Origin of the sequence: Cupriavidus sp. SK-4 (assembly GCF_000611125.1) — a bacterium.
Lineage (GTDB): Bacteria > Pseudomonadota > Gammaproteobacteria > Burkholderiales > Burkholderiaceae > Cupriavidus > Cupriavidus necator.
In genome coordinates this window covers 54,530-77,403 of record NZ_JFJW01000079.1, presented here as the reverse complement: position 1 = coordinate 77,403, position 22,874 = coordinate 54,530, and the positions used below count along the sequence as shown (strand labels likewise).

Below are 22,874 nucleotides of genomic sequence, written 5' to 3'. Positions count from 1 at the left end.
GGTGACTGACTTGTGTGTAATCAAATGCGCATAACCCACTCATTTTTCAAAAGAGCCCTGTTTGGAATCGCGGCGACCGAGCCAGCGAAGGGCAGTGCGGCCGACTACGCGATCGAGCTACTGCGCGGGCTCCCGACGCCGGCGACTGGCTTGGCGGCGACATTGAGCTGTGGCTGGCGGCACGTATGGCACGTGGTTGACGGCCCATTGTCACCTCGGATGCACATGCCAAGGTCAGCGTCTTTGTCTCCACTCTGTAACAATATTTCCGATTTGCGCTGGCCGGCAATTCTCCCATCGCCACATTTCCGAAAAGAATCAACGAACTAGCTTTGTTGGCACCGATCTCGCTTCGCTTCCCGGATCAATTCGCTATTCCGGGGAGACCGTCGGGCGTGCGCCGGCGACGCCGGTGCGCACTCAAGTTGGCAGTGAAGCTGCCGCCCGAAGGGAGCATTGGATGGACCCGGACCAGACCAAGAATGTCGTCCCGGGCGCTTCCCGCCTTTGCCACGCTGGCGGGATGTTCCGCCCGCGCAGGGGCCAGCCAAATGCGCCACAGAATTCAGTGCAGGGAGGGCGCCACGAATACCTTGGTTGAAACAGCTTTTTATGGCCGGGGTAGCTGCTGGCTGCAGACCCCGAACTGTATTCCTGAACAGATGGCCTCAAAGGAGGTCGTATGAAGAACCGTCATAAGGCCCTGTCACTAGCGGTGACAGGCACATGCTCATTCTGGCTTATCGCCACTCCGGTCGGTACCGTTCTGGCGGCGGATGGATGTCCTGCCGCCGGTCCGGCGGTATGCGGAGAAAAGAGTGGTTTGATTCCGATTCACAAGGATTTTATCCACACCTCCCTGATATGGAATAAGAAGTACGCGGAATGTCCGAAGATGCTGATCTGGATGCGGCCGTCGGAATACAAGCCGAAGCACTATCTCAATCCGCCGGTGCAGGGCGGTGGCTTCCCGGGATTCAACCAGAAGTACATCGAGCTGGTACAAGGCGGTTTCGGGCTCGGGCAGCTCGACGAAAGCGGCTGGTCGCGCTACAGCTCTGACCTCGAGCGAGAAAACACCCAGATCGTCGATGTCTGTGGACTGCAGTCCTTGATCAATGCCGGCACATTCACCAAGACGGCAGTTGCCGATCTGACCAGCGCGGACATCAGCTATACCGACCCGTTCTTTTCGGACGCCGGTTTTTCCAGGGGACTGGGATATAACCTGTTCTGTACTGGCCACGTCGCCGGCATTGATGGCCGCATCTACGTAGTCGGGCTGCATGACAAGGGTGGCAACAATGGCGGCAGGAAAGTCAATATATTCGACCCCAAGACCGAGCAATGGGTATTCAGGCCTGTCCCTTGCGTCAGATCCGGCTTTGAATCGGACCCGACCGGCGTCTTGTCACATTGCGATCCGCTGAAGGAGGACAACACCGATCCACCGATTTCCTCGGATATGGAGTACCAACGCTGGTACCCGACCGCCGTGACCCTGCCCGATGGCAAGATCCTGATCCTGTCCGGCTCGGACCAGAATACCGCCGTGGGGCCGGCCAATGCGAGTGCCACCAAGGTGCGCCAGGCAGTCCCGGAAGTATATGACCCCAAGACGGATTCGACGGTTGCACTAAAGAGCGCGCAGAAGCTGCTGCCAATGTATCCCCGCGCCTTTGTCGTCCAGACCGGCCCTGGCGAGAACGACTGGAAGGTCGCGGTAACATCCGAAGTCGTACCGCCCCTGCCAGGAGAACCGGGCGGGCTCAGTATCCGGGGATATGATCCTTTCTTCTACAGCGGCAAGACCTACCTGTTCGATGTCCAGGCGGCGCTGGCCGATCCACTGATCGCCACGCAGGCACAGAACCATTGGGCATATGTCGATACGGCGCAGAACGCCCACGACAGTGGCGCCGGGGTCATCATGGTGACGATCAATGCCGATGGCACATGGTCACAGGATGTGTTCCTTTTCGGCGGATCGAATGGCGGCAACACACCGGCCGCAGCGACGGCAGAAACGATCAATTTCTCCAGTGCGGCACCAAAATGGAAGCCCCTCGCCAACCTGGCACTGCCCGCCACGCAGAATAATGTGGTGGCCCTGCCGGATGGGAAACTGCTGGTCGTTGGCGGTGCCGATGGAAACGTGAACAGCCTTGCCTATCAGATGTTCAATCCGGCCGACGGCAGCAGGACCGACGTGGTCACTTCGCCGGTGCCCCGGCATGACCATTCCACTGCGCTACTGATGCCAAATGGTGGTGTGTGGGTGATGGGAGGCAACCGGGTCAACCTGATACCGGGATCACCCCAGACTCCCCAGACCCAGGCGCAGCGGGACGCCGCGGTCCCGGTCCTCGAATTCTACAAGCCGCCTTATTTCTTCAAAGGAGCGAAGCCGGTCATCAATAACAGCCCGAACAGTATCCACTACGGCAATACCTTCAAGCTGGACGTCTCCGCCGCCGAGGTCGAATCGGTTGCGCTGGTTCGTACGGGTCCGATCACTCACAACTGGACGTGGGGAAACCGATACGTGAAGCTCCCGGTCCGGGTTCAGAACGATGGCAAACTGGATGTCACCGCTCCGCCGCTGCCAGGGCTTGCGATTGCCGGCGACTACCTGCTCTTCGCCGTTGGCAAGAATGGGACCGTCAGCGAAGGGCGACATGTGCTGCTAAAGTCCAAAGGCGATCCTGCGAACGATTAGTCTTGGCAGACACTGCCCCACCGCGGAACGGGTCGGCCCTTGCCAGCTTACCTGCAATTTGCGTCTTTACGCTGAAGGTATGGCTGCGGGCACGCCGATGACGTTGCGCGTGTCGCCCCGGATCCAGTCAGGCGACAGCAAGGCCGCCCCAGCGTCCTGACCGATGGGGCGGCATGGCGGGCACAGCGATTACTTCTCCTGCATCCTGGCGGCCTTGACGATCTCGCCCAGCCGCTTGCGCTCCGCCTCGACAAACTTCACGAAGTCCGCACGCGTGCCGCCGACCGGCTCGATGCCCACGGCTTTCAGCTTGGCGGCGGCGGCCGGGTCCTTCATGGCCTTGTCCACCGCGGCGGCCACCTTGTCCAGGATCGCGTCGGGCGTCCCCTTGGGGGCATGGACGCCGGCCCAATGCGCGATCTGCAGGTCCGGGAAACCTTGCTCCACGGCGGTGGAGAGTTGCGGGTAGGCCGAAATGCGTTGTGTCCAGGTGGTGGCGAGCGCCTTGAACTTGCCATCGTGCAGGATATGCGGCAGGGCGATGATGCTGGCCTCGGAGGTTCCTTCCACCTGGCCGCCCAGCACTGCCGTAGTGCTTTCTGACCCGCTCTTGTAGGGCACAGGCTGCAGCTTCGCGCCGTACTTCACATTCAGGATCTCCGCCACGAAGTGCGGGGTGCTGCCGGTTCCCGCGGTAGCGAAGTTGAAACCGTTCCCCTTCTTTGAAGCCTCGACGAAGTCGCGCAGATCCTTGTAGGGCGCGTTCTTCGGCACCACGATCACCGAGGGCGCAAGGCCGATCATGGCCACGGGGACCAGCGCGTCGTCCTTGAACGGCATGGACTTCTTGATCATGCTGTTGGAGATGACGCCGGCTGCGCTGATCAGGAAGGTGTAGCCATCCGGCGCGCTCTTGGCCACGATGTCGGCGCCCACGGTGCCGCCCGCGCCGGGCCGGTTCTCGATCAGCACGGTCTGGCCCAGCGCCTTGGTGGCGCCCTCGGCCGCGGCGCGCGCCATCAGGTCATTGGCGCCGCCGGCGGCAAAGGGCACGACAAAGCGGATCGTCTTTGCTGGCCACTGTTCTTGTGCGCAAGCCGGGGCCGCCGCGATGAGGGCTGCCGTTGCCAACAGGCCCAGGGTGAATCGGTTTTTAATGGTCAAGGCATGTCTCCGTTCTTGGATAGGGATATGAGCGCCGGCGGCGGGCGCCGGCTATGGCGCCGTCACTCACCTGCGCCATCGGCGGCAGATCTGCGATTCCCGCCCTGTCTGCCATGACGCGATTATCCCATTCGACCAATACTGTTGGAGCTTGCGCTTCTCATATCAAGCAAGCGGCAATGGCGCACGGCCAGGCGTGGTTCAGGTTCTCAGCGGACTGCAGACGTCGTCCTGGCCTGGCCGCGCTTGCGCCGGCCCGTCGGCGCTCTGTCGCTATTCGGCGCCCAGCCCGCGACGCGCACGCCGCGAGTAGTAGGCAAACGTGGCTTCGAACCGCTTTTGCGTGCTGACCCAGCGCTGCGCTTCGCAGCCCAGATCGTGCGGGATCGGCTGGATCGGGCCTGCCGCCATGGCCAGCAGTTGCAGCCGGGCGGCACGCTCGAACATCACGCCCAGTACGCAGGCTTCTTCCACCGTGGCACCGGCCACCAGCAGCCCGTGGTGGGACAACAGGATGGCCTTCTTGTCACCAAGGGCTCCCGAGATGATTTCCCCCTCTTCGTTGCCGACAGGAATGCCAGGCCATTTCTCAAGGAACGCGCACTGTTCGTAGAGCACGCACGTGTCCATATGCGAAATGACCAGCGGCACCTCCAGCATCGCCAGCGCCGAGGCGTGCGGCGCGTGCGAGTGGACAATGCAGTTCAGGTCCGGGCGCGCACGGTAAAGCCAGGAATGGAAGCGGTTGGCCGGGTTCGGCATGCCGCTGCCTTCCAGGACTTCCAGGTCTTCATTGACGAGCAGCAGGTTGTCGGACGTGATTTCGTCGAAGCCCAGACCCAGGCGCTGGGTCCAGTAGGTGCCAGGCTGTTCTGCGCGCGCGGTGATCTGGCCCGAGAGGCCGGAGTCGTGCCCGAAGGCGAACAGGATCCGGCAGGTTTCGGCTACCGCCTCGCGCAGCGGCATTTTCTGCGCGCGCAGTTCCGTCTGCATTTTTTGGAGCGAGGCGGCGACGATTTCGCCCTTGCTCAGTTGCATGGTGCTGGCCATGGGATTTTCCTTTCGTTGTGCTGGAGAAGGGGAGCTTTCAGCCCGCGTTACTTGGTCTTGTTATCAGCCTTGAGCAAGGCTGACCAGCGCTGGTCTTCTTCTTTGATCAGCTTGCGGAATTGTTCGGGCGACGACGACATCGGTTCAGTGCCCTGTGCCATCAGCGTGGCCTTGAACTTGGGGTTCGATACCACGCCGGCAACGGCTGTGTTGAGCTTCTTCACGATGGCGGCGTCAAGGCCGGCAGGCGCAATGAGGCCTGCCACCGAACCGGACACGATGGTCGGCAGGCCCAGTTCCGGTGTCGCCGGCACGTCCGGCGCGGTGGCCAGCCGCCGCGGATTGGCAACGGCCAACGCCCGCACCTTGCCTGAGGCGACGAATGGCATCACCTGCGGCGTGGCCTCGAATGTCATGTTGACCTGCCCCGAGACGACGTTGGTCACCGATTCAGCGCCGCTCTTGAACGGTACGTGCAGGAATTCGGCCCGGGCCGCGTCCTGCAGCACACGCATGCCCTGATACGGCGAGCTGCCGACGCCTGCGGTGCCTACGCTGACGGCGCCGGGCTGGCGTTGCGCGAGCTTGATCAGCTCGGGCAGCGTCCGGGCCGGGACGTCGGCGCCGACCACCACCAGATGCGGCGTGGAACCGACGAGCGAGATATAGGTGAAGTCCTTCGCGCTATCAAAGTTGACCTTGACGTCCGTATGCGGATTGACCGCAAGGATGCCCACGGTGGCAAACATCAGTGTGTAGCCGTCGGGCCGGGCACGACGTACGAAATCCGCCGCGATGTTGCCGCCCGCGCCGGGGCGGTTTTCCACGACGATCGACTGGCCAAGCTGTTCGGACAGGGCCTTGCCGGTGGCGCGTGCCACCAGGTCAGTGATGCCGCCGGCGCCGAATGGCACTACCAGCGTAATGGGACGATCCGGGTAGCCGGCCGCGTGGGCAGCAGGCAAACCACTGAGGAATAGCGTGACAAACAGGGCTGCTGCACCTGCGAGACGGGGGCGCTTGGGACTCACTTGCATGCTCCTTCGGGGGGCGGGTGGGGAAACAAGTGTGTCTATAATGACACCGAAGTGTCATTGAGGCAACCGAGTTGCCGATGTGTCGCGCCGACCTTACAATCCCGAGCCGACCCATGCGCCTGTCCGGGCGCTTCTAACCAGTGACTGCGGATGACCAGGAAGCAAGAATCGGGCGCTCCGGCCGCTCTTTCGACCATCGCCGAACGGCTGGCGGCACTGCGCAAACTCAACGGACTGACACTTGAGGAACTGGCGCAACGGGCATCGCTGACAAAGAGCTACCTGTCCAAGCTGGAGCGCGGCCTGTCGTCGCCGACCATCGGTACGGTGCTCAAGCTGGCCGAAGCCCTCGACGTGACCGTCGACCAGCTGATCGCCAAGCCGCAGCGCGCTAACGAGATCCTGCTGGTCAAGGCCGCGGACCGGGTGCCGTTCAGCCCGTCCGCCGAGCGCCAGGGCTATACCTACGAAGCCATTGCCACGGAGCGCGTCGACAAGGCGATGCAGCCCTTCGTCATGGTGCCGCCGTTCACGCTGGCACAAGACCAGCCGATGGCCAGCCATGCCGGCGAGGAGCTGATCTTCGTCGTAGCGGGCGAGATGGAGGTGCTGTTCGACGACCGCACGGTACGGATGAAGGCTGGCGACTCGCTGTATTTCAACGCATCGATCCCGCATCGTTCGCGCTCGATTGGCAAGACCCTGGCGCAGGCGCTGGTGGTAGTCAGCGATCGGAAGAGGGTGGGGTAGCGACCTGGATTGCCAGGCGATAGAACGATGGCGAGCCCATTTCGCCGTGCCAACGGCGCGGCCCGCCGGCCTTCATGATGCGCCCAGGCGCTTCGCATTTGCCATCGCACGGCCATGGATCGGCGCGAGGATCTGCTGCATCAGGTTTGTCGCCAGGCCTGCCAGGTGCAGCGGGTTGCCGGGGAACCCGGCGGCCAATTGCAGAAGATCGGCCTGGCGTTCGAACCATTGCGCGGCGGATCGACTGGACGCCAGCGTCGCCGCAGCCGCGGAGGTCGCCCAAAGATGATCGCTGGTGTCCTTTGCGAGGGTCATGGTCAGGTGGATCCATCCCGAACCCATCGCAAGCAACGATTCAGATGCGGCCTCTCCCTTCTCAATGCTCATCAGGCTGAATTCGCGCTGGTCCTGTTCGTCAGGCGCCGGACCGGCGATCGCCATGCGCGTGGTGCGAATGCTGACGACATGCATTGCTGCCTGGAGCAGTTCGCATATTTCACTAAAGAGGCGGGAGGAGTTTGCAGAAGCGTCGAGGACAGGCTGCGGAAGAACGGAGGAGGGCACGCGGGTTTTCCTTCGGCATCCTGTGAAAACGGACACCTGGCAAATTCTTGGGAGGCGAGCGGCGTCTGGATCGCTTTTCGAGGGCGTGGCCGGCCGGCATTCCTCCAAGCATAGGTGCATTTATGTTGCGTTGCACCATTTCTTTTGGTTTTCTGCGCTGGATCGGGCACGACACGACAGGAGCCGGCTTCCTCCGAGCCGCGCCACGCCAAATCGCTGATTGGTGTCGAAGCCTCAACAGTGTGGGTACCTTGGCGCGCCTACCGCGGTGCGCCGCTGCGGTCTACGATTTGCTCCATGCCGCGGCACGCGGTGGTGAGTGCCCCGTCATCCCTTCAATATTCTCCTTCCTCAGGAGCCGTCATGACCCAACGCGTGAATGCCTTGAAGCAGTCCCCCGAACTCTTCAAGAAATACCTGGAGTTCAGCACCCTGCTGCAGGACAGCGCGATCGAACCAACCATCCGTGACCTGGTCGAGATTCGCGCTTCGCAACTCAACGGCTGTGCCTTCTGCCTGGACATGCACGTCAAGCAGTCGCGCATCCATGGCGAGCGAGAGCTCCGCCTTCACCATGTCGCGATCTGGCGCGAATCGACGCTGTTCCAGCCGCGCGAACGTGCCGCGCTGGCGTGGACCGAGGTGCTGACCAACATCCCGGCGCACGGTGTGCCGGATGACCTGTACGAGCGCGTGCGCGCGCATCTGTCGGAAAAGGAACTCTCGGACCTGACCTTTCTGGTCATGGCCATCAATGGCTGGAACCGGCTGAACGTGGCCTTCCGGACCGTGCCGGGCTCGGCCGACAAGGCCTATGGCCTAGATAAGGCAAAGCTGGAGTGACATCATGAAGATCACCAGAACGCTGGGCATGGCCCCGCTGCTGCTTTCCGTCCTGCTGGTGGCGCAACCGGCCATGGCTGCGCCGCCAGAGCCCAAGGTGACGCTGCTGTCGACAGAGGCGCTTCCGGAATATCCCGGCAAGGAGGTGCAGATGATCGTGGTGGAATACCCGCCCGGCGGCGCCGACCCGGTGCATCGCCATGACGCGCACGGATTCGTCTATGTCCTTGAGGGCAGTATCGTGATGGGCGTCCGGGGCGGCAAGGAAGTCACGCTGACTGCCGGGCAGACCTTCCACGAAGGCCCTGACGATATTCATACTGTCGGGCGCAACGCCAGCAACACCAGGCCCGCGAAGTTCATGGTGCTGTTGCTGAAGAACAAGGGCGCTCCGATCCTGACGCCAACGAAATAGCACATTGGCCGGCTGCGGATGCGATCCCGAAGGTTCAGGGATCGCATCCGCGGGCCCGTCGTTGCGCGGAACTCAGTCAACCACTGCCACGACGCTGACAATACCCTGCCTGGCCATCTTCACATAGGGGCAGAAGCGCTCGGTATTGCGCACCAGTTCTTCCGCCACCTGTCGTTGCACGCCAGGCATCCTGACCCGGATGTCCGCGGCCAGCGCGAAGCCGCCGTCAACGGGATCGCGGCCGAACGCTATCTCCACTTCCACTGCGACGTTGTCGACGCTGACATTGGATCGCTGGGCCAGCAGGTTCAGCGCCCCATGAAAGCAGGCGGCATAGCCCGCGGCGAACAACTGCTCGGGATTGGTGCCGTGGCCGGGGCCGCCCAGCGCCGCCGGCAGCCGCAGGTCGATGACAAGATTGCCGTCATCGGAACGGGCCACGCCCGAGGCGCGGCCGTGTCCGGTTTCCCCGCCCGAGACGGTGACGGTCGTGGTGTACAGGGCGTGGAAGCCCTGCCCGCGATACTTGTCGAGCAGGCTCAGCGGGGGGGCTTGCAGCCCCTTGTTGTCCATACGGCCCGCCCGCGTTGTCAGGCCTTCGGCTTCTGGCTCTGTCGCAGCCACGCTTCGAAACTGGTCTTGCCCAGGCGTGCCGGGCCTTCCGGTACCAGCGTATCGTCTTGCAGTTCGGCTCCGAAATAGCGGGCCTTGCCATCGACGACAACCTTGCGCGGATCCTTGGTGGCATCGAGATAGCGTTGCACGAGGTCGCTCAGGTGGAAGCGTTCCGGCCCGGCGATATCGACGATGCCGTTGACGGGACCGGCAAGGGCGTGGTCCGCCACGGCCTCGGCCACGTCATCCGAGGCAATCGGCTGGATCGATGCGGAAGACATGCGCACGGAATCGCCATCGGCGCCCGACTGGACGATACCGCCAAGGAATTCGAGGAACTGAGTGGAGCGGACAATGGTGTAAGGGATGCCGGCGTTCTGGATCAGCGCTTCCTGCGCGATCTTGCCGCGGAAGTAGCCGCTTTGTGAGAGCTTGTCCGTGCCGACCACTGACAGCGCCACATGGTGCGCGACACCGGCTGCCTTCTCCGCCGCAGCAAGGTTGCGGCCCGACGTCTCGAAGAATTGCAGGACGGCATCATCCGCGAACGATGGCGAGTTGGCCACGTCCACGACAACCTGCGCCCCGGCAAGTGCCTGGCTCAGGCCTTCGCCTGTCAGCGCATTCACACCAGTCTGCGGAGACGCGGCAACGACTTCATGGCCTTGCCCGACAAGCCGGGCGACGACCTTGCTGCCGATCAGGCCAGTACCTCCAATCACAACGATCTTCATCATGCACCTCGATTCTGGTGGAAGGAATGGGCATTCAACCCATGTCCCATGCTAGGCGAAGGGGTGTCGTGACGGTAGCGCCGTTGGCGGACGCATGGTGTTTCCCGTTCGGCACCAATCGTGCGGCCGGGTTGTCGCGTTTTCTCAGCCGGTCACCTTCGACCGATACTCGCTGGGCGAGAAGCCCAGGTTGCGCTGGAACGTAAGGCGCATCCGTTCCTCGTTGCCGAAGCCGCACTGCCTTGCGATCTGCTCCATCGGCCGATGCGGATCCTGGAGCAGCCGGCGTGCGGCTTCCAGCCGGAAATGCTCAACCCCCTTGGCGGGGGTGCGGCCGGTCTTTTGCTTGTAGACCCGCGCAAAGTTGCGGGGGCTCATTCCGACCTGTTCGGCGAGATGTTCCACTGACAGCCCTTCCCGCGACAGGTTTTCGATGATCCATAGATGGAGCGCCTCGAACAGCGGCACGTGCCGGCTCTGCGCCAGCAGGATCTCGCTGATCTGTGGCTGCGTGCCCGGCCGCTTGATGAAGACCGCCAGCTCCCTGGCCGCACTCAGCGAGATATCGTGGCCATAGTCGTCCTCGACCAGCGCAAGCGCCATGTCGATGCCGGTGGTCACGCCGGCCGAGGTCCAAATGCGGTCCTGGCGGACGAAAATGGCGTCCCGGTCCAGTTCGACCGCGGGAAAGCGCGCGCGGAACTGCGCATGCATCGCCCAGTGCGTGGCAGCGCGCCTGCCGTCAAGCAAGCCCGCTTGCGCAAGCAGGAAGGCCCCGCTGCAGACCGAGGCAACGCGGCGTACCTGTCCGGCGGCCTGCTGCAGCCAGGCGACCAGCGAGGAGGCGCTGTCGAGCACCCTGACCATCTCGGGGGCACCCGGGAGGATGATCGTATCGATGCGCTGCAGATCGATTTCCGCAAGCGCCATGGCCTGTACGGCGGTGCCTTCGGCCGAGGCAACCAGGCCGCCGTGCTCGCTTGCCAGATAGCTCTGGTAGCCGGCGAATCCCCGTTCGCGTGCATACCGCGAGGCAGCCCAGAACACAGTTTGCGGTCCGGTGAGATCAAGCAGGCTCATGTCCGGGAAGGCCACGAACAGAAGATTGCGTGGCGGGTCGTCAAGTGTCCGGAAAGAGGGCGCAGGCGGAGAGGGAACCATGGCAGGGATCTTGAAAGTCGATGGATGTTATGCCGCCGGCGCGATCCCGCGCAAGGCATGTGGCCGGCAGGCACCCGCGGTGCGACGCCTTCGCCACGGATCCCACCCGAAGGCGTTGTGGACCGGCTCCTTCCACTGCTCATGTCTGCATTGTCGCCACCCCGCGCCGGCCCAGTTGGCAGAAAACGAGGGGCACCTGTCATTTACCCGGGCATCGCGTGTCATTACGATCAGGCCATGGTTGTGCACCGCACAGCGTGGGCCCTCATTCGTAGCGCCGCTCCGAAAGGCATTGACATGGACATCGTCGTTCCAGACGTTCGCCCGGCGTCCCCTGTCAACCGCGGGGGGCCGGATATGGATGCAGCCGGTATGCTGCAGCGGGGCCTTCGCCCCGGCCAGCCAGATCGCGCGGACGGGCTGTCCGCCAGTTTCGCGGCAAGCTACGCCGGCATCATCGCCTTCATGGCAGTCGCCACCGAGGGCAGCTTCTCCAAGGCGGGCGAGCGGCTGGGCATCGGCCGCTCAGCGGTCAGCCGCAATGTCCTGAAGCTGGAAACGCAGCTGAGCACCCGGCTGTTCCTGCGCACCACGCGCACCACCCAACTGACCCGCGAGGGCGAGCGCTTCTTCGAGAACTGCCATCAGGGCGTGGCGCATATCGTCGAGGCCATGAACGACATGCTGGAACTGCGCCTTGGACCGCCAAGCGGCCTGCTGCGCATCAGCGCGACGGCCGGCTTCGGGCGCAAGGTGGTGGCGCCGCTGCTGTCGAAGTTCTCGGCGGCTTATCCGGACATTTCCCTGGACCTGGTGCTCGATGACCGCCCAACGGACTTCGCGGCCGGGAACATCGACGTCGCGTTCCGCAATGGCCGCATCGAGGATTCAAGCATCGTTGCGAAGCAGCTGATTCCGATGCAGATGGCTGTGTGCGCGTCTCCTGCCTACGCGGCGCGGCATGGACTACCGTCGACGCTGGAGGATCTCGCCCGGCACGAATGCATCAACACCCGCATCGCCGGCGCGCGCATACTTGAATGGGAATTCAAGGTCGAGGGGCTGATGCGCAAGGTTCTGCCTGCCGCAAGGCTGACTTTCAATGACCCGGACCTGGTGCTGGCGGCGGTGCTCGACGGGTTGGGCATCGCGCAGATGGCGGGCTACCAGGTCTGCGACCGCATCGCCCGCGGCGAACTGGCCGTCGCGATGGGACGTTATGCGCCTGACGACCGCGGGCATTACATCTGTTACCTCAGCCGCCAGCATCTGCCCTCGCGCATCCGCGTCTTTGTTGACTTCATGACGGAAGAGATCCGGGCGCTCAATCTGCATTGCCTGGCGGATTTCTATACGGACTACTCGACGACAGGCTATCGGTCCTTCAGCTAGCGCTCCAAGGGCGCCGGCAATCGAAAGTCCCGCCTCAGCTCCCGCAGGCGTGAATCAGGAACTCCCTCAGCGCATCCGCCGGCTTGCCCAGCTTGCGCCTGGGCTGCCACAGCATGCCGACCTCCATGTCCGGCACCGCATTGGCAATCGGCCGGGCCTCGATCTGCTTTCCCTCCAGCGACCACGGGCGATACACCATGTCGGACAGCACGGTGACGCCGAAGCCATGCGCCACCAGCCCGCGCAGGGCCTCCATCGAGCCGGTCCGGAATGCGACCTTGGGTGCGAGCCGGTGGCTGCGCCAGTAGCGCAGGGTGGATTCCTCGGCCTCGTCCACGGTGATGAGGATATACGGATAGGCCGCAATATCGCGCAGCGAAGGCCGCTCCACGGCCAGCAGCGGATGGCTGGACGAGGTCCACAGCTGGCGCCGGGAACGCATCAGCGTATGGCGCTGGAAGCGCTGGGGCCGTTCCAGGTTCGACAGCAGCGCGATGCCCAGTTCAATCTCCCCCGCCAGCACGGCACGCTCGATATCCGGCCGGTCCATGTCGAGCAGATCCAGTTCGATGTCCGGATAGTTGGTGCGGAAGCGCGCCAGCAGCCCCGGGAGGAAGTAGCCCAGCACCGTGTAGGAGGCGGCCAGGCGCACACTACCCTGCAACCCGTGCACCTGGAAGCGCGGCTCGCGCAGCGCATCCTCGACCGAATCCAGGATCTGGCGAGCGTGCTGGAAGAATAGGTGGCCTTCTGCCGTCAGCGTCACACCATGGGGCCGGCGATCGAACAGGCGGACGGCCAGGCGCTGCTCAAGTGCCAGCACAGCATTGGTGATCGCCGACTGCGAGACATGCTCGGCGGTCGCGGCCATTGAGAACTGCCCCGTCTCCGCGGCCGCGACGAAATAGCGGAACTGCCTCAGCGTGACTTCCTTGGCCAGTCTTTCCGAGCCTTCGCGCGCCTTGAGCATGGGGGTCTCCGAGGTATCCGTTCTGCAGATATCAGGTGTTGGAATTCATGATTTTACGATGACGGCACGGATTTCTAAACTGCTCCGGATACAAGAGAACAAGCACGGAGACTGAGATCGTGAATGCCCCGCGGAACCCCGCCTTGCTCGAAGCCCTGGCCAGCGCCAGCCTGGACGACAAGTACACCCTGGAGCAGGGCCGCGTCTACATGAGCGGCGTGCAGGCCCTGGTCCGCCTGCCAATGCTGCAGAAGGCGCGCGACCGCGCCGCCGGCCTCAACACCGCCGGGTTTATCTCGGGCTATCGCGGCTCGCCGCTGGGCGGCGTCGACCAGGCATTGTGGAAGGCCAAGCAGCACCTGGCGGCCAGCGACGTGGTGTTCCAGCCCGGCGTCAACGAAGACCTGGCCGCGACCGCGGTCTGGGGCAGCCAGCAGGTCAACCTGTTCCCCGGCGCCACGCGCGACGGCGTGTTCTCGATGTGGTATGGCAAGGGGCCGGGCGTGGACCGGTCCATCGACGTGCTCAAGCACGCCAATTCGGCCGGCTCGTCGCGCCATGGCGGCGTGCTGCTGCTGGCCGGCGACGACCATGCCGCCAAGTCCTCCACCGTGGCGCACCAGTCGGAGCACGTGCTGCAGGCCGCCGGCATTCCGGTGCTGTACCCCGCCAATGTGCAGGAGTACCTCGACTACGGCCTGCATGGCTGGGCCATGAGCCGGTATTCCGGCCTGTGGGTGGCAATGAAGTGCGTCACCGACGTGGTGGAGTCGACCGCCTCGGTCGAGATCGATCCCGATCGTGTGCAGATCGCGCTGCCGGAGGACTTTGTCATGCCGCAGGGCGGCCTCAATATCCGCTGGCCCGATTCCCCGCTGGAGCAGGAAGCGCGGCTGCTTGACCACAAGTGGTATGCGGCGCTGGCCTATGTGCGGGCCAACCGGCTCAATCGCGTTGTGCTCGATTCGCCGAACGCGCGCTTCGGCATCATGACCGCCGGCAAGGCGTATCTGGACGTGCGCCAGGCGCTCGCAGACCTGGGCCTGGACGATGTCACCTGCGCCAGCATCGGCATCCGCGTCTACAAGGTGGGTTGCGTGTGGCCGCTGGAGGCGCACGGCGCCCGTGAGTTCGCCACCGGCCTGGAAGAGATCCTGGTGGTGGAAGAGAAGCGCCAGATCCTCGAATACGCGCTCAAGGAAGAGCTGTACAACTGGCGCGAGGATGTGCGGCCCAAGGTCTTCGGCAAGTTCGACCAGCGTGGCAACGATGGCGGCGAGTGGTCGGTGCCGCGTGGCAACTGGCTGCTGCCGGCGCACTATGAATTGTCGCCGGCGCTGATCGCCAAGGCCATCGCCCGCCGGCTGGAGCGCCTTGACCTGCCGGAAGCGGTGCGCGCACGCATTGCCGCGCGCGTGGCGCTGATCGAGGCCAAGGAGCGCGAGGCCGCGCAGCCGCGCATCGCGGTGGAGCGCAAGCCCTGGTTCTGCTCGGGGTGCCCACACAACACGTCCACGCGCGTGCCGGAAGGCTCGCGTGCGCTGGCCGGCATCGGGTGCCACTACATGACCCTGTGGATGGACCGCAATACCGACACCTTCAGCCAGATGGGCGGCGAGGGCGTGGCCTGGACCGGCCAGATGCATTTCACCGGCGACAAGCACGTGTTTGCCAACCTGGGCGACGGCACCTATTTCCATTCGGGGCTGCTGGCCATCCGCGCATCGATCGCGGCCAAGGCCAATATCACCTACAAGATCCTGTTCAATGACGCCGTGGCAATGACCGGCGGGCAGCCCATCGACGGCGTGCTGACGGTGCCGCAGATTGCGCACCAGGTGCTGGCCGAGGGCGCGAAGAAGCTGGTCGTCGTCACCGACGAGCCGCAGAAGTATGGCGACGGTACCATGCTGCCGTCCGGCGTGACCGTGTTCCACCGCGACCAGCTCGACGCCGTCCAGGTTGAGCTGCGCGATACCGCGGGCGTCACCATCCTGATCTATGACCAGACCTGCGCGACCGAGAAGCGCCGCCGCCGCAAGCGCGGCACCTATCCTGACCCGGCCAAGCGCGCCTTTATCAACGACGCGGTCTGCGAGGGCTGCGGCGATTGCTCGGCCAAGTCCAACTGCCTGTCGGTGGAGCCGCTGGAGACCGAACTCGGGACCAAGCGCAAGATCAACCAGTCGTCGTGCAACAAGGATTTTTCCTGCGTCAACGGCTTCTGCCCGAGCTTTGTCACCGCCGAGGGGGCGCAGGTGCGCAAGCCCGCGGCAGCGGGCGGCAAAGGCACCGGCGCCGACTTCGAGGCGCTGCCGCTGCCGCGGCTGCCGGCCCTGGAGCGGCCGTACGGCGTGCTGGTCACCGGCGTGGGCGGCACGGGCGTGGTCACCATCGGCGGCCTGCTGGGCATGGCATCGCACCTTGAACGCAAGGGCGTGACCGTGCTCGACATGGCTGGCCTGGCACAGAAGGGCGGGGCTGTGATCAGCCACGTGCAGATCGCACCGGGCCCGGACGACCTGCATGCGACGCGGATCGCGACGGGTGAGGCGCGCCTGGTGATCGGGGGGGATGCCATTGTCTCGGCCTCGGCCGAGGTGCTGTCGAAGATCCGGCACGGACTGACCGCCGCCGTGGTCAACAGCGCCAACACGCCCACCGCTGAATTCATCAAGAACCCGAAGTGGAAGTTCCCCGGTGCCAGCGCCGAGCAGGACCTGCGCGCCAGCGTGGGCGATGCCTGCGCGTTCTTCGACGCCAGCGCATGGGCGGTGACCCTGCTGGCCGACGCCATCTACTCCAACCCGCTGCTGCTCGGCTTTGCCTGGCAGAAGGGCTGGATCCCGCTGCAGCGTGAAAGCCTGCTGCGCGCGATCGAACTCAATGGGGTGTCGATCGACAAGAACCGGCTGGCGTTCGAATGGGGACGGTATCTCGCGCATCATGGCGAGGCGGCGGTCAAGGCGCACTTGCCGGGTGCTCCGGCGGCCCCGGCCGCACAGGTCGTGGCAATCCCGCAGACGCTCGACTCCCTGATCCGCAAGCGCGAGACGATGCTGGCCGATTACCAGAACAGCGCATATGCTGCCCGCTACCGCGAGGCTGTCGAGCGCATCCGCGCGGCGGAGCAGCAACTGGGCATCGACCGCAAGCTGCCGCTGACCGAGGCCGTGGCCCGCAACCTGGCCAAGCTGATGGCCTACAAGGACGAATACGAGGTGGCGCGCCTCTACGCCGATCCCGCCTTCCTGGACAAGCTGCGCGCCCAGTTCGAAGGGGAGCCCGGCCGCGACTACCAGCTCAGCTTCTGGCTGGCGCCGCCGCTGCTGGCCAGGACCGACAAGGGCCACCCGGTCAAGCGCCGCTTCGGTCCGCGCACGATGATGGCATTCCGCTTGCTGGCGCGCCTGAAGGGTTTGCGTGGCACGGCGTTCGATGTGTTTGGCAAGACTGCCGAGCGCCGCGCCGAGCGGGCGCTGGTCAACGACTATCTGGCCATGGTCGACGAGTTCGCGGCGTCCCTGAGCGCGGACAACGTCGACACCGCGCGGGCGCTTGCCGCGTTGCCGGAGGATATCCGCGGCTACGGCCACGTGAAGGAGGCCAGCATGGATGCGTCGGCAGTACGGCGGGAGGCATTGCTGGCGCAGTATCGCGGCGCGGCCCGGCGGGCCGCGGCTTGAGAGGCGGCGGTTCAACTTCCGCTAATCGTGTCGCTGAACAGCCGTCACAGAAGCCCAGGCAGAACAACGGGGACGAATGACATTGGTGGGTGTTCGTCAATGGTGAGGCAAAGCTGAGCACGGGCCGGGGGGCAATTCAACCAGCCTTGCGCATGGACTGCGCAAGGTCGCCATACCCCCGCGCCTCCAGGGTGTCGGCGGCACTAAGGCGATCCCGCAACTCCTTGTTCTGGCTGAGCTTGACCTTGCCCACCAGCGAAGTGACTGCGATCTCGATGCCCACGATGTTGCGCAGCATGCTGTCGATAAACTCCGGCGCGGAGTCCCCCATCTTCCAGGGCCTGGATTCGGCCGCCTCGTGCCGCCGCGTCAGGCGCGCAACCAGGCGGCGAACGAAGCGCTCGTCGTCATGCACGGTGATCATGCCGTGCGCGTGCACCACCTCGTAGTTCCAGGTCGGCACCTGGCGGTGCGCCTCATGCTTGCTGGGGTACCAGTTGGGCGAGATATAGGCCTCGGCGCCCCGGAAGACGACCATGACCGGCGAGCCCGTGGGGCAACGCTGCCAGAGCGGGTTTGTGCGGGCCACGTGGGCTGTGAGCACGCCGTGGCTTCCCTCGCGGGGATCGAACTCGAACGGGATGTGGTCGGCATCCAGTCCGGCGCTGCCTTGCGTAACCAGCATCCCCAGCGGATGCTCGCGGATGATGCGGCCCAGTTCCTCTGGCCGGTTTTCAGCAAAGTGAGCAGGAATGTACATGGTGGGGAATCGGAAGCGATGGAATGCTCGATACTCTCGCCGACAACTGGCACAATCGGAAGGTCCGGTTTTCATGATTCTTTATGGGCCAGTCACACCAGCCAGCCGGTAACCGTGCCGGAGCCACGGGCGCGGGACGCCGCATCTACGATCTCCTTCGCGCCCAGATCGCGGACGGCACACTGCCGCCGGGCGCCCGGGCGCCGTCCACGCGAGCGCTGGCGTCCGAGTTGGGGGTATCGCGTACCACCGTCACCGCCGCCTACGAACAACTTGTGGCCGAGGGCTTCCTCGTCACGGCGGTGGGGCGGGTGGCCCGAATCGCCAGCCCGTTGGCGGCACCGGCACCAGCCGGGGTGAGCGCAGGCCGGCGCGCCAGGTCTGCCCCAACCCTGTCCGAATTCGGACGCCGCGTGGCGGGACTCGGCATGCCGGCACCGCTGCAAGCTGAGCCGGTTCGCTTCGACTTCCTGTATGGGGCGGTGGCCTCCCGGGACTTTCCGACCCTGGCCTGGCGGCGTGCCTACCAGGCCGAACTGCTGCGTCAGCAAAACAGTCTGTCCTACGCCCCGCCCGAAGGTGAGGCATCGCTGCGACGCGCGCTCCAGGGCTATTTGCGGCGTGCCCGGGGGCTGGCCTGCGAGGCCGAGCAGGTTCTGGTGGTACATGGCTCGCAGCAGGCCATCGACCTGTGCGCACGGCTGCTGCTGGATGCCGGCGACGCCTTTGCCTTCGAAGACCCCGGCTACCTGATGGCCAGGCGCTGCTTCGAAGCCACCGGCGCCAGGTGCCAGGCCACGCCAGTGGACGGGCATGGCCTGGATACCGCCAGTCTTCCCCAGGACGATCGTGTCCGCCTGGTGTACGTGACGCCGTCGCACCAGTTCCCACTGGGGGGCGTGCTGCCGATCGGCCGGCGCCTGGACCTGCTGCAATGGGCGCAACGCCACGACGCCTGGATCATCGAGGACGACTACGACGGGGAGTTCCGCTACGGCCAGCGCCCGATCGACACGCTGCGCTCGATCGACACCGACGGCCGCGTGATCTACATCGGCACTTTCTCCAAGGCGCTGTCGCCGCAACTGCGGCTCGGCTACCTGGTGCTGCCGCCTGAGCTGGTGCCGGTGTTCCGGCAGGCCAAGCGGCTGGCCGACCGCCATGCGCCCGTGCTGGAGCAGCGCGTGCTGGCAGCGCTGATCGAAAGCGGTGCCTACGAACGCCATGTGCGGCGCATGCGCCGGGAAAACGAGCGCCGGCGAGCGGCCTTGCTGGATGGCGTCGCACGCCACCTGCCAGCGGACGCGGAAGTCTGCGGTACGGCGGCGGGGCTGCATGTGGTGCTGTGGTTGCTGTCGCTGCGGCCCCAGGACGAGACAGCGCTGGTGGCCGCTGCGCGCAGCCAGGATGTGGGGGTCTACCCGGTATCACCGTTGTTTGCAGGGGCCCGGCCGCATGGACAGCGTCGAGCGGCCGGGTTGGTGCTGGGTTATGCGAGTTTGACGGTAGAGCAGATTCAGCGGGGGATGCAGATTTTAGGGGCGGTGATTGCGGCGATGGGGCGGGCGCAAGGCCAGCCACATCAGCTTGATGGCCGCCTCACTACTGGTCTGGAGGCTCCAGGCGGGGGCCGTATCAATAGTTCATCGTCACGTTGAGCATGGCCACCCGCGGATTGCCCACTGGTAGCACGTTGTTGTTCAGGCCGCCCGCGTAGTACATCTTGTCGAACACGTTCTTGACGTTGAACGCCGCGCGCCAGTGCGATGCCACGTAGCCGACGGCAAGATCGGCCACCGTGTAGCCCGGCACGGTGTAGTTAAAGCTGTAGCCGCGCTTGGCGCTCTCGCCGCGCACGCCGGCACCGACGTACCAGCCGGCCAGCGCGCCGTGGAAGCGGTACTGGCTCCAGACCGAGAAGCTGTGCCGGGGCACGCTGTTCAGCGGCTTGCCGACGTTGGCAGCCGTGGTGTCCCCGGTGACTTCGCTTGCGATATAGGCATAGGCGCCCGAAACGCTGAGGCCATTGCCGAGATCCTGCGTCAGCTCCATTTCCAGCCCGCGCGACCGCTGTTCGCCCACGGCCACGCTGAAGCCTGTGTTAACCGGATCGGTACTGAGCACATTGGTGCGTGTCAGGTCGAACGCGGCCAGTGTCAGCAGGCCGGTCTTGTCCGGCATGTCGAACTTGATGCCCACTTCGTACTGGCGGCCCTTCTCGGGCTTGAACGTGGCGCCGTTGACGTCGGTGCCGGCGTTCGGCAGGAACGAAGTGGCGAAGCTCATGTACGGACGCGCCCAGTGCGTCAGGTCGTACATCACGCCCGCGCTGCCGGTGACGGCGTTGTTATCGTTGCCGGTACGCGACTGCGCCAGCCGGTCCATCGTGCTCGTCTGCGCGGATTCGTAGCGCACGCCGCCGGTCACGGTCCAGCGCTCGGCGATACGGATTTGATCGCGCAGATAGAGGCCAACCGCGTTTAGCGTATCGGTCGCGTCCAGGCTATAGGCGGACGGGCAGTTGATGCTGGCGCCATAGACCGGGTTGTAGACGCTCAGCGCTGCCACGCGGCACGTCTTCTGCAGTCGGTCTTCCTTCGTATGGCGGTAGTCGATGCCGAAGGTCACGCTGTGGGCATGCCCCGTGAACGCGAAAGTCCGCTGCACGTTAGTGTCGACACCGAACGAGTCCCCCGAGAAGCTCTGCTGCGTGCCACTGCGGTTCATCGCCTGGCTGTTGACGGCCATCGTGCCGGCCGACACCAGCGTGCCGGTCAGCGACGACGTCTGGTAGCGCAGGTTCTGGTTCAATGTCCAGCCGGAGTCGAAGCGGTGCGTCAGCGCGTAGCCGATGCGGTTCTGCTCGCCGTCATAAGACGGCGCATTCGGCTCGCCGATGAAGCGGTTGCTCGGCACCACGCCATTGCGGTTCGGCACCAGGGTGCCATTCACGGGCAGGCCCTGCTGGCGCACGTAATTGCGTTGGTTGTGGCTGGTCAGGATCGTGAAGTCTGTGCGCGTGCCAAGGTCGAGCGTCAGCGACGGCGCGATCCAGCGGTTGCGATACCAGACGTAGTCAGTCGGATCGTCGCTGTTCATCATCAGTGCGTTCAGGCGGAACGCGGCCTTGCTGTCCTTGGCCAGCGGCGTGCCCACGTCGACCGTCACCTGCCGGAAGCCGTAGTTGCCGACGGTCAGGCCCAGTTCACCGAACAGTTCGGCACGCGGGCGCTTGCTGACCATGTTGACCAGGCCGCCCGGCTGCACCGCGCCGAACAGGATCGAGGCCGGTCCCTTGAGCACTTCCACGCGTTCCACGCCGAACAGCTCCTGCGCCACGCGGTTGTTGCTGTCGACGAGCAATCCGTCGGCAAAGATCGATTCCGATGCACGCTGGCCACGGATGATGAAGTCGTCCCAGCCGCGCCTGCCATAGACGTTGGTGACCACGCCGGCTGAGTTCTGCAGCGCGTCGCTGAGGTTCTGTGCCTGCTGGCTGTCGAGCAGGTCGCGTGTGATGACGGTGATCGACTGCGCGGCGTCGGCCGCTGATTGATCCGACTTGGTCACTCCGGCCGGCCGCCGCGTGGTGAAGCCGACGTCAGTTTGCCCGTCGGCGGCGGCACTGACCGTCACGGATGGCAGCGTGGTGAGATCTTCGGCGGCGTGGGAAACAACGGGAGGCAGGAACAGGCAACTGACGGCGGCGGGTATGGCAAGACGGCGGACAAACATGACGGCCCAGGGCGAAAGCAACGAAAGTGGCGCATCATAAATGAGAATGGTTTGTATTTACAAGAAATTCGTCCGGCAAGAGTCGCGCTAACTTTTTGGTTCGTATCCATCAACGCCATTTCTAGCGCACATGCTTTCCCTACATAGCGGCCCCTGCGCAGCCCCGTTGCTGCTATCAATGTTCCCTTCCCGGCCGCCTGCCCATGAAACGCACCACCACCATTCCAACCCCGCCGCCCGATGCCGCACATATCCTGGTGCCGGCCGACGCGCAGGCGGGCCATGCCTGCGCCGACGACCGCAACTTCGTCACCGCGCTGGCACGCGGCATGGAGCTGTTGCGCGCCTTCGGGCCGCAGGACGATTACCTGGGCAACGCCGAGCTGTCGCGACGCACCGGCATCCCGCGCCCGACCGTGTCGCGGCTCACCTACACGCTGGCCACGCTCGGCTATCTCACCTACATCGAAGCCACTGAGAAGTACCGGCTGGGGCAGGGCGCGATGGTGCTTGGCCACCGCTATGTGGGCGGCGCCGGCATCCGCGAGATCGCGCAGCCGCTGATGCAGTCGCTGGCGTTTGCCACCGATTGCACGGTGGCACTGGCCATGCCGGACCGGCACGCCATGGTCTACCTGGAAAGCTGCCAGCCGCGCGGGGCGCTGGTGATCCGGCTGGCCCCGGGCGCGCGCCTGCCGATGGCCACCTCGGCGATCGGCCGCGCCTGGCTGGCGGGGCTGGATGCCGATCACCGCGAGGCCGCGCTGGCCGAACTGGCGCGCCACTACGGCACGCGCTGGCCCGCCGTGCGCACCGGCATCGACCGCGCGCTGCGCGACCACGCACGGCGTGGCTTCTGCGTGGCGCACGCCGAATGGGACCGCACCGTCAGCGGCGCCGCGGCGCCGCTGCGCCTGGCGGGCAGCAGCGAGGTGCTGGCGCTGAATATCGGCGGGGCCGCGACACGGCTGTCGCCCGAGATCCTGGAAAGCAACCTGGGCCCGCGCATCCGCGAACTGGCCGAGACCCTGCAGGCGCGGCTGTGGCAGCCGGGCGGCGCGCGTGCGACCGCCCGCTTTGCCTCAGCGCAGCCTGAGCCTGGCCCATGCAGCCGGGCCGACGCGTCCAACGGCTGACGCAAACATCCGAATTCAACGAGGAGACAACCCATGGAAGTACGCAACAAGACCGTCGTGGTGACTGGCGCGGCCACCGGCATCGGGCGTGCGCTGGCGCTGGCCTTTGCGCAGGCCGGCGCGCGCGGCGTGGCCGTGGCCGA

18 protein-coding genes and 1 pseudogene are annotated in these 22,874 nt (G+C 64.9%); 9 read left to right on the top strand and 10 right to left on the bottom strand.

Annotated features, from left to right (window positions below; translation table 11 throughout):
- The first annotated feature begins 682 nt into the window (after positions 1 to 682).
- Entirely contained in the window at positions 683 to 2,719 is a 2,037-nt protein-coding gene (locus tag CF68_RS17320) for a kelch motif-containing protein (RefSeq protein ID WP_084187278.1), read from the top strand.
- A gap of 189 nt (positions 2,720 to 2,908) precedes the next feature.
- Here CF68_RS17320 and CF68_RS17315 read toward each other — a convergent pair whose 3' ends face one another.
- From CF68_RS17315 to CF68_RS17305, 3 genes are all read right to left on the bottom strand, one after another.
- On the bottom strand, positions 2,909 to 3,883 hold the full coding sequence (locus CF68_RS17315; protein WP_011617586.1) for a tripartite tricarboxylate transporter substrate binding protein: 975 nt from the start codon (positions 3,881 to 3,883) through the stop codon (positions 2,909 to 2,911).
- Between the two features lie 273 nt (positions 3,884 to 4,156).
- The gene (locus CF68_RS17310; RefSeq protein WP_035820957.1) at positions 4,157 to 4,933 is read right to left on the bottom strand and encodes an aldolase; all 777 of its coding nucleotides are present in this window, start codon (positions 4,931 to 4,933) and stop codon (positions 4,157 to 4,159) included.
- 47 nt (positions 4,934 to 4,980) lie between these two features.
- Complete coding sequence (locus tag CF68_RS17305; RefSeq protein ID WP_035820955.1) at positions 4,981 to 5,970, bottom strand: tripartite tricarboxylate transporter substrate binding protein; 990 nt, start codon at positions 5,968 to 5,970, stop codon at positions 4,981 to 4,983.
- A gap of 150 nt (positions 5,971 to 6,120) precedes the next feature.
- On the opposite strand from CF68_RS17305, the gene CF68_RS17300 reads away from it, so the two are divergent.
- Complete coding sequence (locus CF68_RS17300; protein WP_051591564.1) at positions 6,121 to 6,720, top strand: helix-turn-helix domain-containing protein; 600 nt, start codon at positions 6,121 to 6,123, stop codon at positions 6,718 to 6,720.
- A 72-nt stretch (positions 6,721 to 6,792) separates the two neighbouring features.
- Here CF68_RS17300 and CF68_RS17295 read toward each other — a convergent pair whose 3' ends face one another.
- On the bottom strand, positions 6,793 to 7,284 hold the full coding sequence (locus CF68_RS17295; protein WP_235205798.1) for a polyhydroxyalkanoate granule-associated phasin: 492 nt from the start codon (positions 7,282 to 7,284) through the stop codon (positions 6,793 to 6,795).
- Positions 7,285 to 7,647: 363 nt separating this feature from the next.
- Between CF68_RS17295 and CF68_RS17290 the strand changes: the two genes are divergently transcribed.
- Together CF68_RS17290 and CF68_RS17285 are read left to right on the top strand one after the other, a co-directional pair.
- Positions 7,648 to 8,127 (top strand): carboxymuconolactone decarboxylase family protein, encoded by a 480-nt coding sequence (locus tag CF68_RS17290; RefSeq protein ID WP_035820952.1) that lies wholly within the window; start codon positions 7,648 to 7,650, stop codon positions 8,125 to 8,127.
- Positions 8,128 to 8,131: 4 nt separating this feature from the next.
- A complete protein-coding gene (locus tag CF68_RS17285; protein WP_035820949.1) occupies positions 8,132 to 8,542 on the top strand; it encodes a cupin domain-containing protein in 411 nt (136 codons plus the stop codon).
- Positions 8,543 to 8,614: 72 nt separating this feature from the next.
- Here the strand turns inward: CF68_RS17285 and CF68_RS17280 are convergent, their stop codons facing one another.
- The 3 genes from CF68_RS17280 to CF68_RS17270 form a co-directional block, all read right to left on the bottom strand.
- Positions 8,615 to 9,115 carry an Ohr family peroxiredoxin gene (locus CF68_RS17280; protein WP_035820946.1) on the bottom strand — a complete coding sequence of 167 codons (501 nt, stop codon included), beginning with the start codon at positions 9,113 to 9,115 and terminating at the stop codon, positions 8,615 to 8,617.
- A 17-nt stretch (positions 9,116 to 9,132) separates the two neighbouring features.
- Positions 9,133 to 9,891 carry an SDR family oxidoreductase gene (locus tag CF68_RS17275; protein ID WP_035820971.1) on the bottom strand — a complete coding sequence of 253 codons (759 nt, stop codon included), beginning with the start codon at positions 9,889 to 9,891 and terminating at the stop codon, positions 9,133 to 9,135.
- A 144-nt stretch (positions 9,892 to 10,035) separates the two neighbouring features.
- Complete coding sequence (locus CF68_RS17270) at positions 10,036 to 11,052, bottom strand: GlxA family transcriptional regulator (RefSeq protein ID WP_035820944.1); 1,017 nt, start codon at positions 11,050 to 11,052, stop codon at positions 10,036 to 10,038.
- Between the two features lie 357 nt (positions 11,053 to 11,409).
- Between CF68_RS17270 and CF68_RS17265 the strand changes: the two genes are divergently transcribed.
- A complete protein-coding gene (locus CF68_RS17265) occupies positions 11,410 to 12,444 on the top strand; it encodes a LysR family transcriptional regulator (protein ID WP_035820942.1) in 1,035 nt (344 codons plus the stop codon).
- A 34-nt stretch (positions 12,445 to 12,478) separates the two neighbouring features.
- On the opposite strand, the gene CF68_RS17260 is transcribed toward CF68_RS17265, so the two are convergent.
- Positions 12,479 to 13,414 (bottom strand): LysR substrate-binding domain-containing protein, encoded by a 936-nt coding sequence (locus CF68_RS17260; protein ID WP_084187276.1) that lies wholly within the window; start codon positions 13,412 to 13,414, stop codon positions 12,479 to 12,481.
- Positions 13,415 to 13,533: 119 nt separating this feature from the next.
- Between CF68_RS17260 and CF68_RS17255 the strand changes: the two genes are divergently transcribed.
- Positions 13,534 to 17,100 (top strand): indolepyruvate ferredoxin oxidoreductase family protein, encoded by a 3,567-nt coding sequence (locus CF68_RS17255; RefSeq protein WP_035820940.1) that lies wholly within the window; start codon positions 13,534 to 13,536, stop codon positions 17,098 to 17,100.
- Between the two features lie 136 nt (positions 17,101 to 17,236).
- On the opposite strand, the gene CF68_RS17250 is transcribed toward CF68_RS17255, so the two are convergent.
- Positions 17,237 to 17,860: an FMN-binding negative transcriptional regulator gene (locus CF68_RS17250; protein WP_035820938.1), complete on the bottom strand. Its 624-nt coding sequence runs from the start codon at positions 17,858 to 17,860 to the stop codon at positions 17,237 to 17,239.
- 83 nt (positions 17,861 to 17,943) lie between these two features.
- On the opposite strand from CF68_RS17250, the gene CF68_RS17245 reads away from it, so the two are divergent.
- Positions 17,944 to 19,518: a PLP-dependent aminotransferase family protein gene (locus CF68_RS17245; protein ID WP_035820936.1), complete on the top strand. Its 1,575-nt coding sequence runs from the start codon at positions 17,944 to 17,946 to the stop codon at positions 19,516 to 19,518.
- On the opposite strand, the gene CF68_RS17240 is transcribed toward CF68_RS17245, so the two are convergent.
- Positions 19,496 to 21,595 (bottom strand): TonB-dependent siderophore receptor, encoded by a 2,100-nt coding sequence (locus tag CF68_RS17240; protein WP_035820934.1) that lies wholly within the window; start codon positions 21,593 to 21,595, stop codon positions 19,496 to 19,498. The two genes, CF68_RS17245 and CF68_RS17240, sit on opposite strands and share 23 nt — an antisense overlap.
- Positions 21,596 to 21,798: 203 nt before the next feature.
- Between CF68_RS17240 and CF68_RS17235 the strand changes: the two genes are divergently transcribed.
- Entirely contained in the window at positions 21,799 to 22,731 is a 933-nt protein-coding gene (locus tag CF68_RS17235; RefSeq protein WP_035820932.1) for an IclR family transcriptional regulator, read from the top strand.
- Positions 22,732 to 22,764: 33 nt separating this feature from the next.
- Positions 22,765 to 22,874, top strand: a pseudogene (locus CF68_RS38425) (short-chain dehydrogenase); the annotation flags it as partial.

Excerpts from the sequence above, each read along its gene's own strand:
- CF68_RS17300 (WP_051591564.1), top strand. The coding sequence starts at position 6,121 with ATGACCAGGAAGCAAGAATCGGGCGCTCCGGCCGCTCTTTCGACCATC.
- CF68_RS17235 (WP_035820932.1), top strand. The coding sequence starts at position 21,799 with ATGAAACGCACCACCACCATTCCAACCCCGCCGCCCGATGCCGCACAT.
- CF68_RS17280 (WP_035820946.1), bottom strand. The coding sequence starts at position 9,115 with ATGGACAACAAGGGGCTGCAAGCCCCCCCGCTGAGCCTGCTCGACAAG.
- CF68_RS17290 (WP_035820952.1), top strand. The coding sequence starts at position 7,648 with ATGACCCAACGCGTGAATGCCTTGAAGCAGTCCCCCGAACTCTTCAAG.
- CF68_RS17305 (WP_035820955.1), bottom strand. The coding sequence starts at position 5,970 with ATGCAAGTGAGTCCCAAGCGCCCCCGTCTCGCAGGTGCAGCAGCCCTG.
- CF68_RS17240 (WP_035820934.1), bottom strand. The coding sequence starts at position 21,595 with ATGTTTGTCCGCCGTCTTGCCATACCCGCCGCCGTCAGTTGCCTGTTC.
- CF68_RS17270 (WP_035820944.1), bottom strand. The coding sequence starts at position 11,052 with ATGGTTCCCTCTCCGCCTGCGCCCTCTTTCCGGACACTTGACGACCCG.
- CF68_RS17260 (WP_084187276.1), bottom strand. The coding sequence starts at position 13,414 with ATGCTCAAGGCGCGCGAAGGCTCGGAAAGACTGGCCAAGGAAGTCACG.
- CF68_RS17310 (WP_035820957.1), bottom strand. The coding sequence starts at position 4,933 with ATGGCCAGCACCATGCAACTGAGCAAGGGCGAAATCGTCGCCGCCTCG.
- CF68_RS17285 (WP_035820949.1), top strand. The coding sequence starts at position 8,132 with ATGAAGATCACCAGAACGCTGGGCATGGCCCCGCTGCTGCTTTCCGTC.
- CF68_RS17265 (WP_035820942.1), top strand. The coding sequence starts at position 11,410 with ATGGATGCAGCCGGTATGCTGCAGCGGGGCCTTCGCCCCGGCCAGCCA.
- CF68_RS17250 (WP_035820938.1), bottom strand. The coding sequence starts at position 17,860 with ATGTACATTCCTGCTCACTTTGCTGAAAACCGGCCAGAGGAACTGGGC.
- CF68_RS17245 (WP_035820936.1), top strand. The coding sequence starts at position 17,944 with ATGGGCCAGTCACACCAGCCAGCCGGTAACCGTGCCGGAGCCACGGGC.
- CF68_RS17320 (WP_084187278.1), top strand. The coding sequence starts at position 683 with ATGAAGAACCGTCATAAGGCCCTGTCACTAGCGGTGACAGGCACATGC.
- CF68_RS17275 (WP_035820971.1), bottom strand. The coding sequence starts at position 9,891 with ATGAAGATCGTTGTGATTGGAGGTACTGGCCTGATCGGCAGCAAGGTC.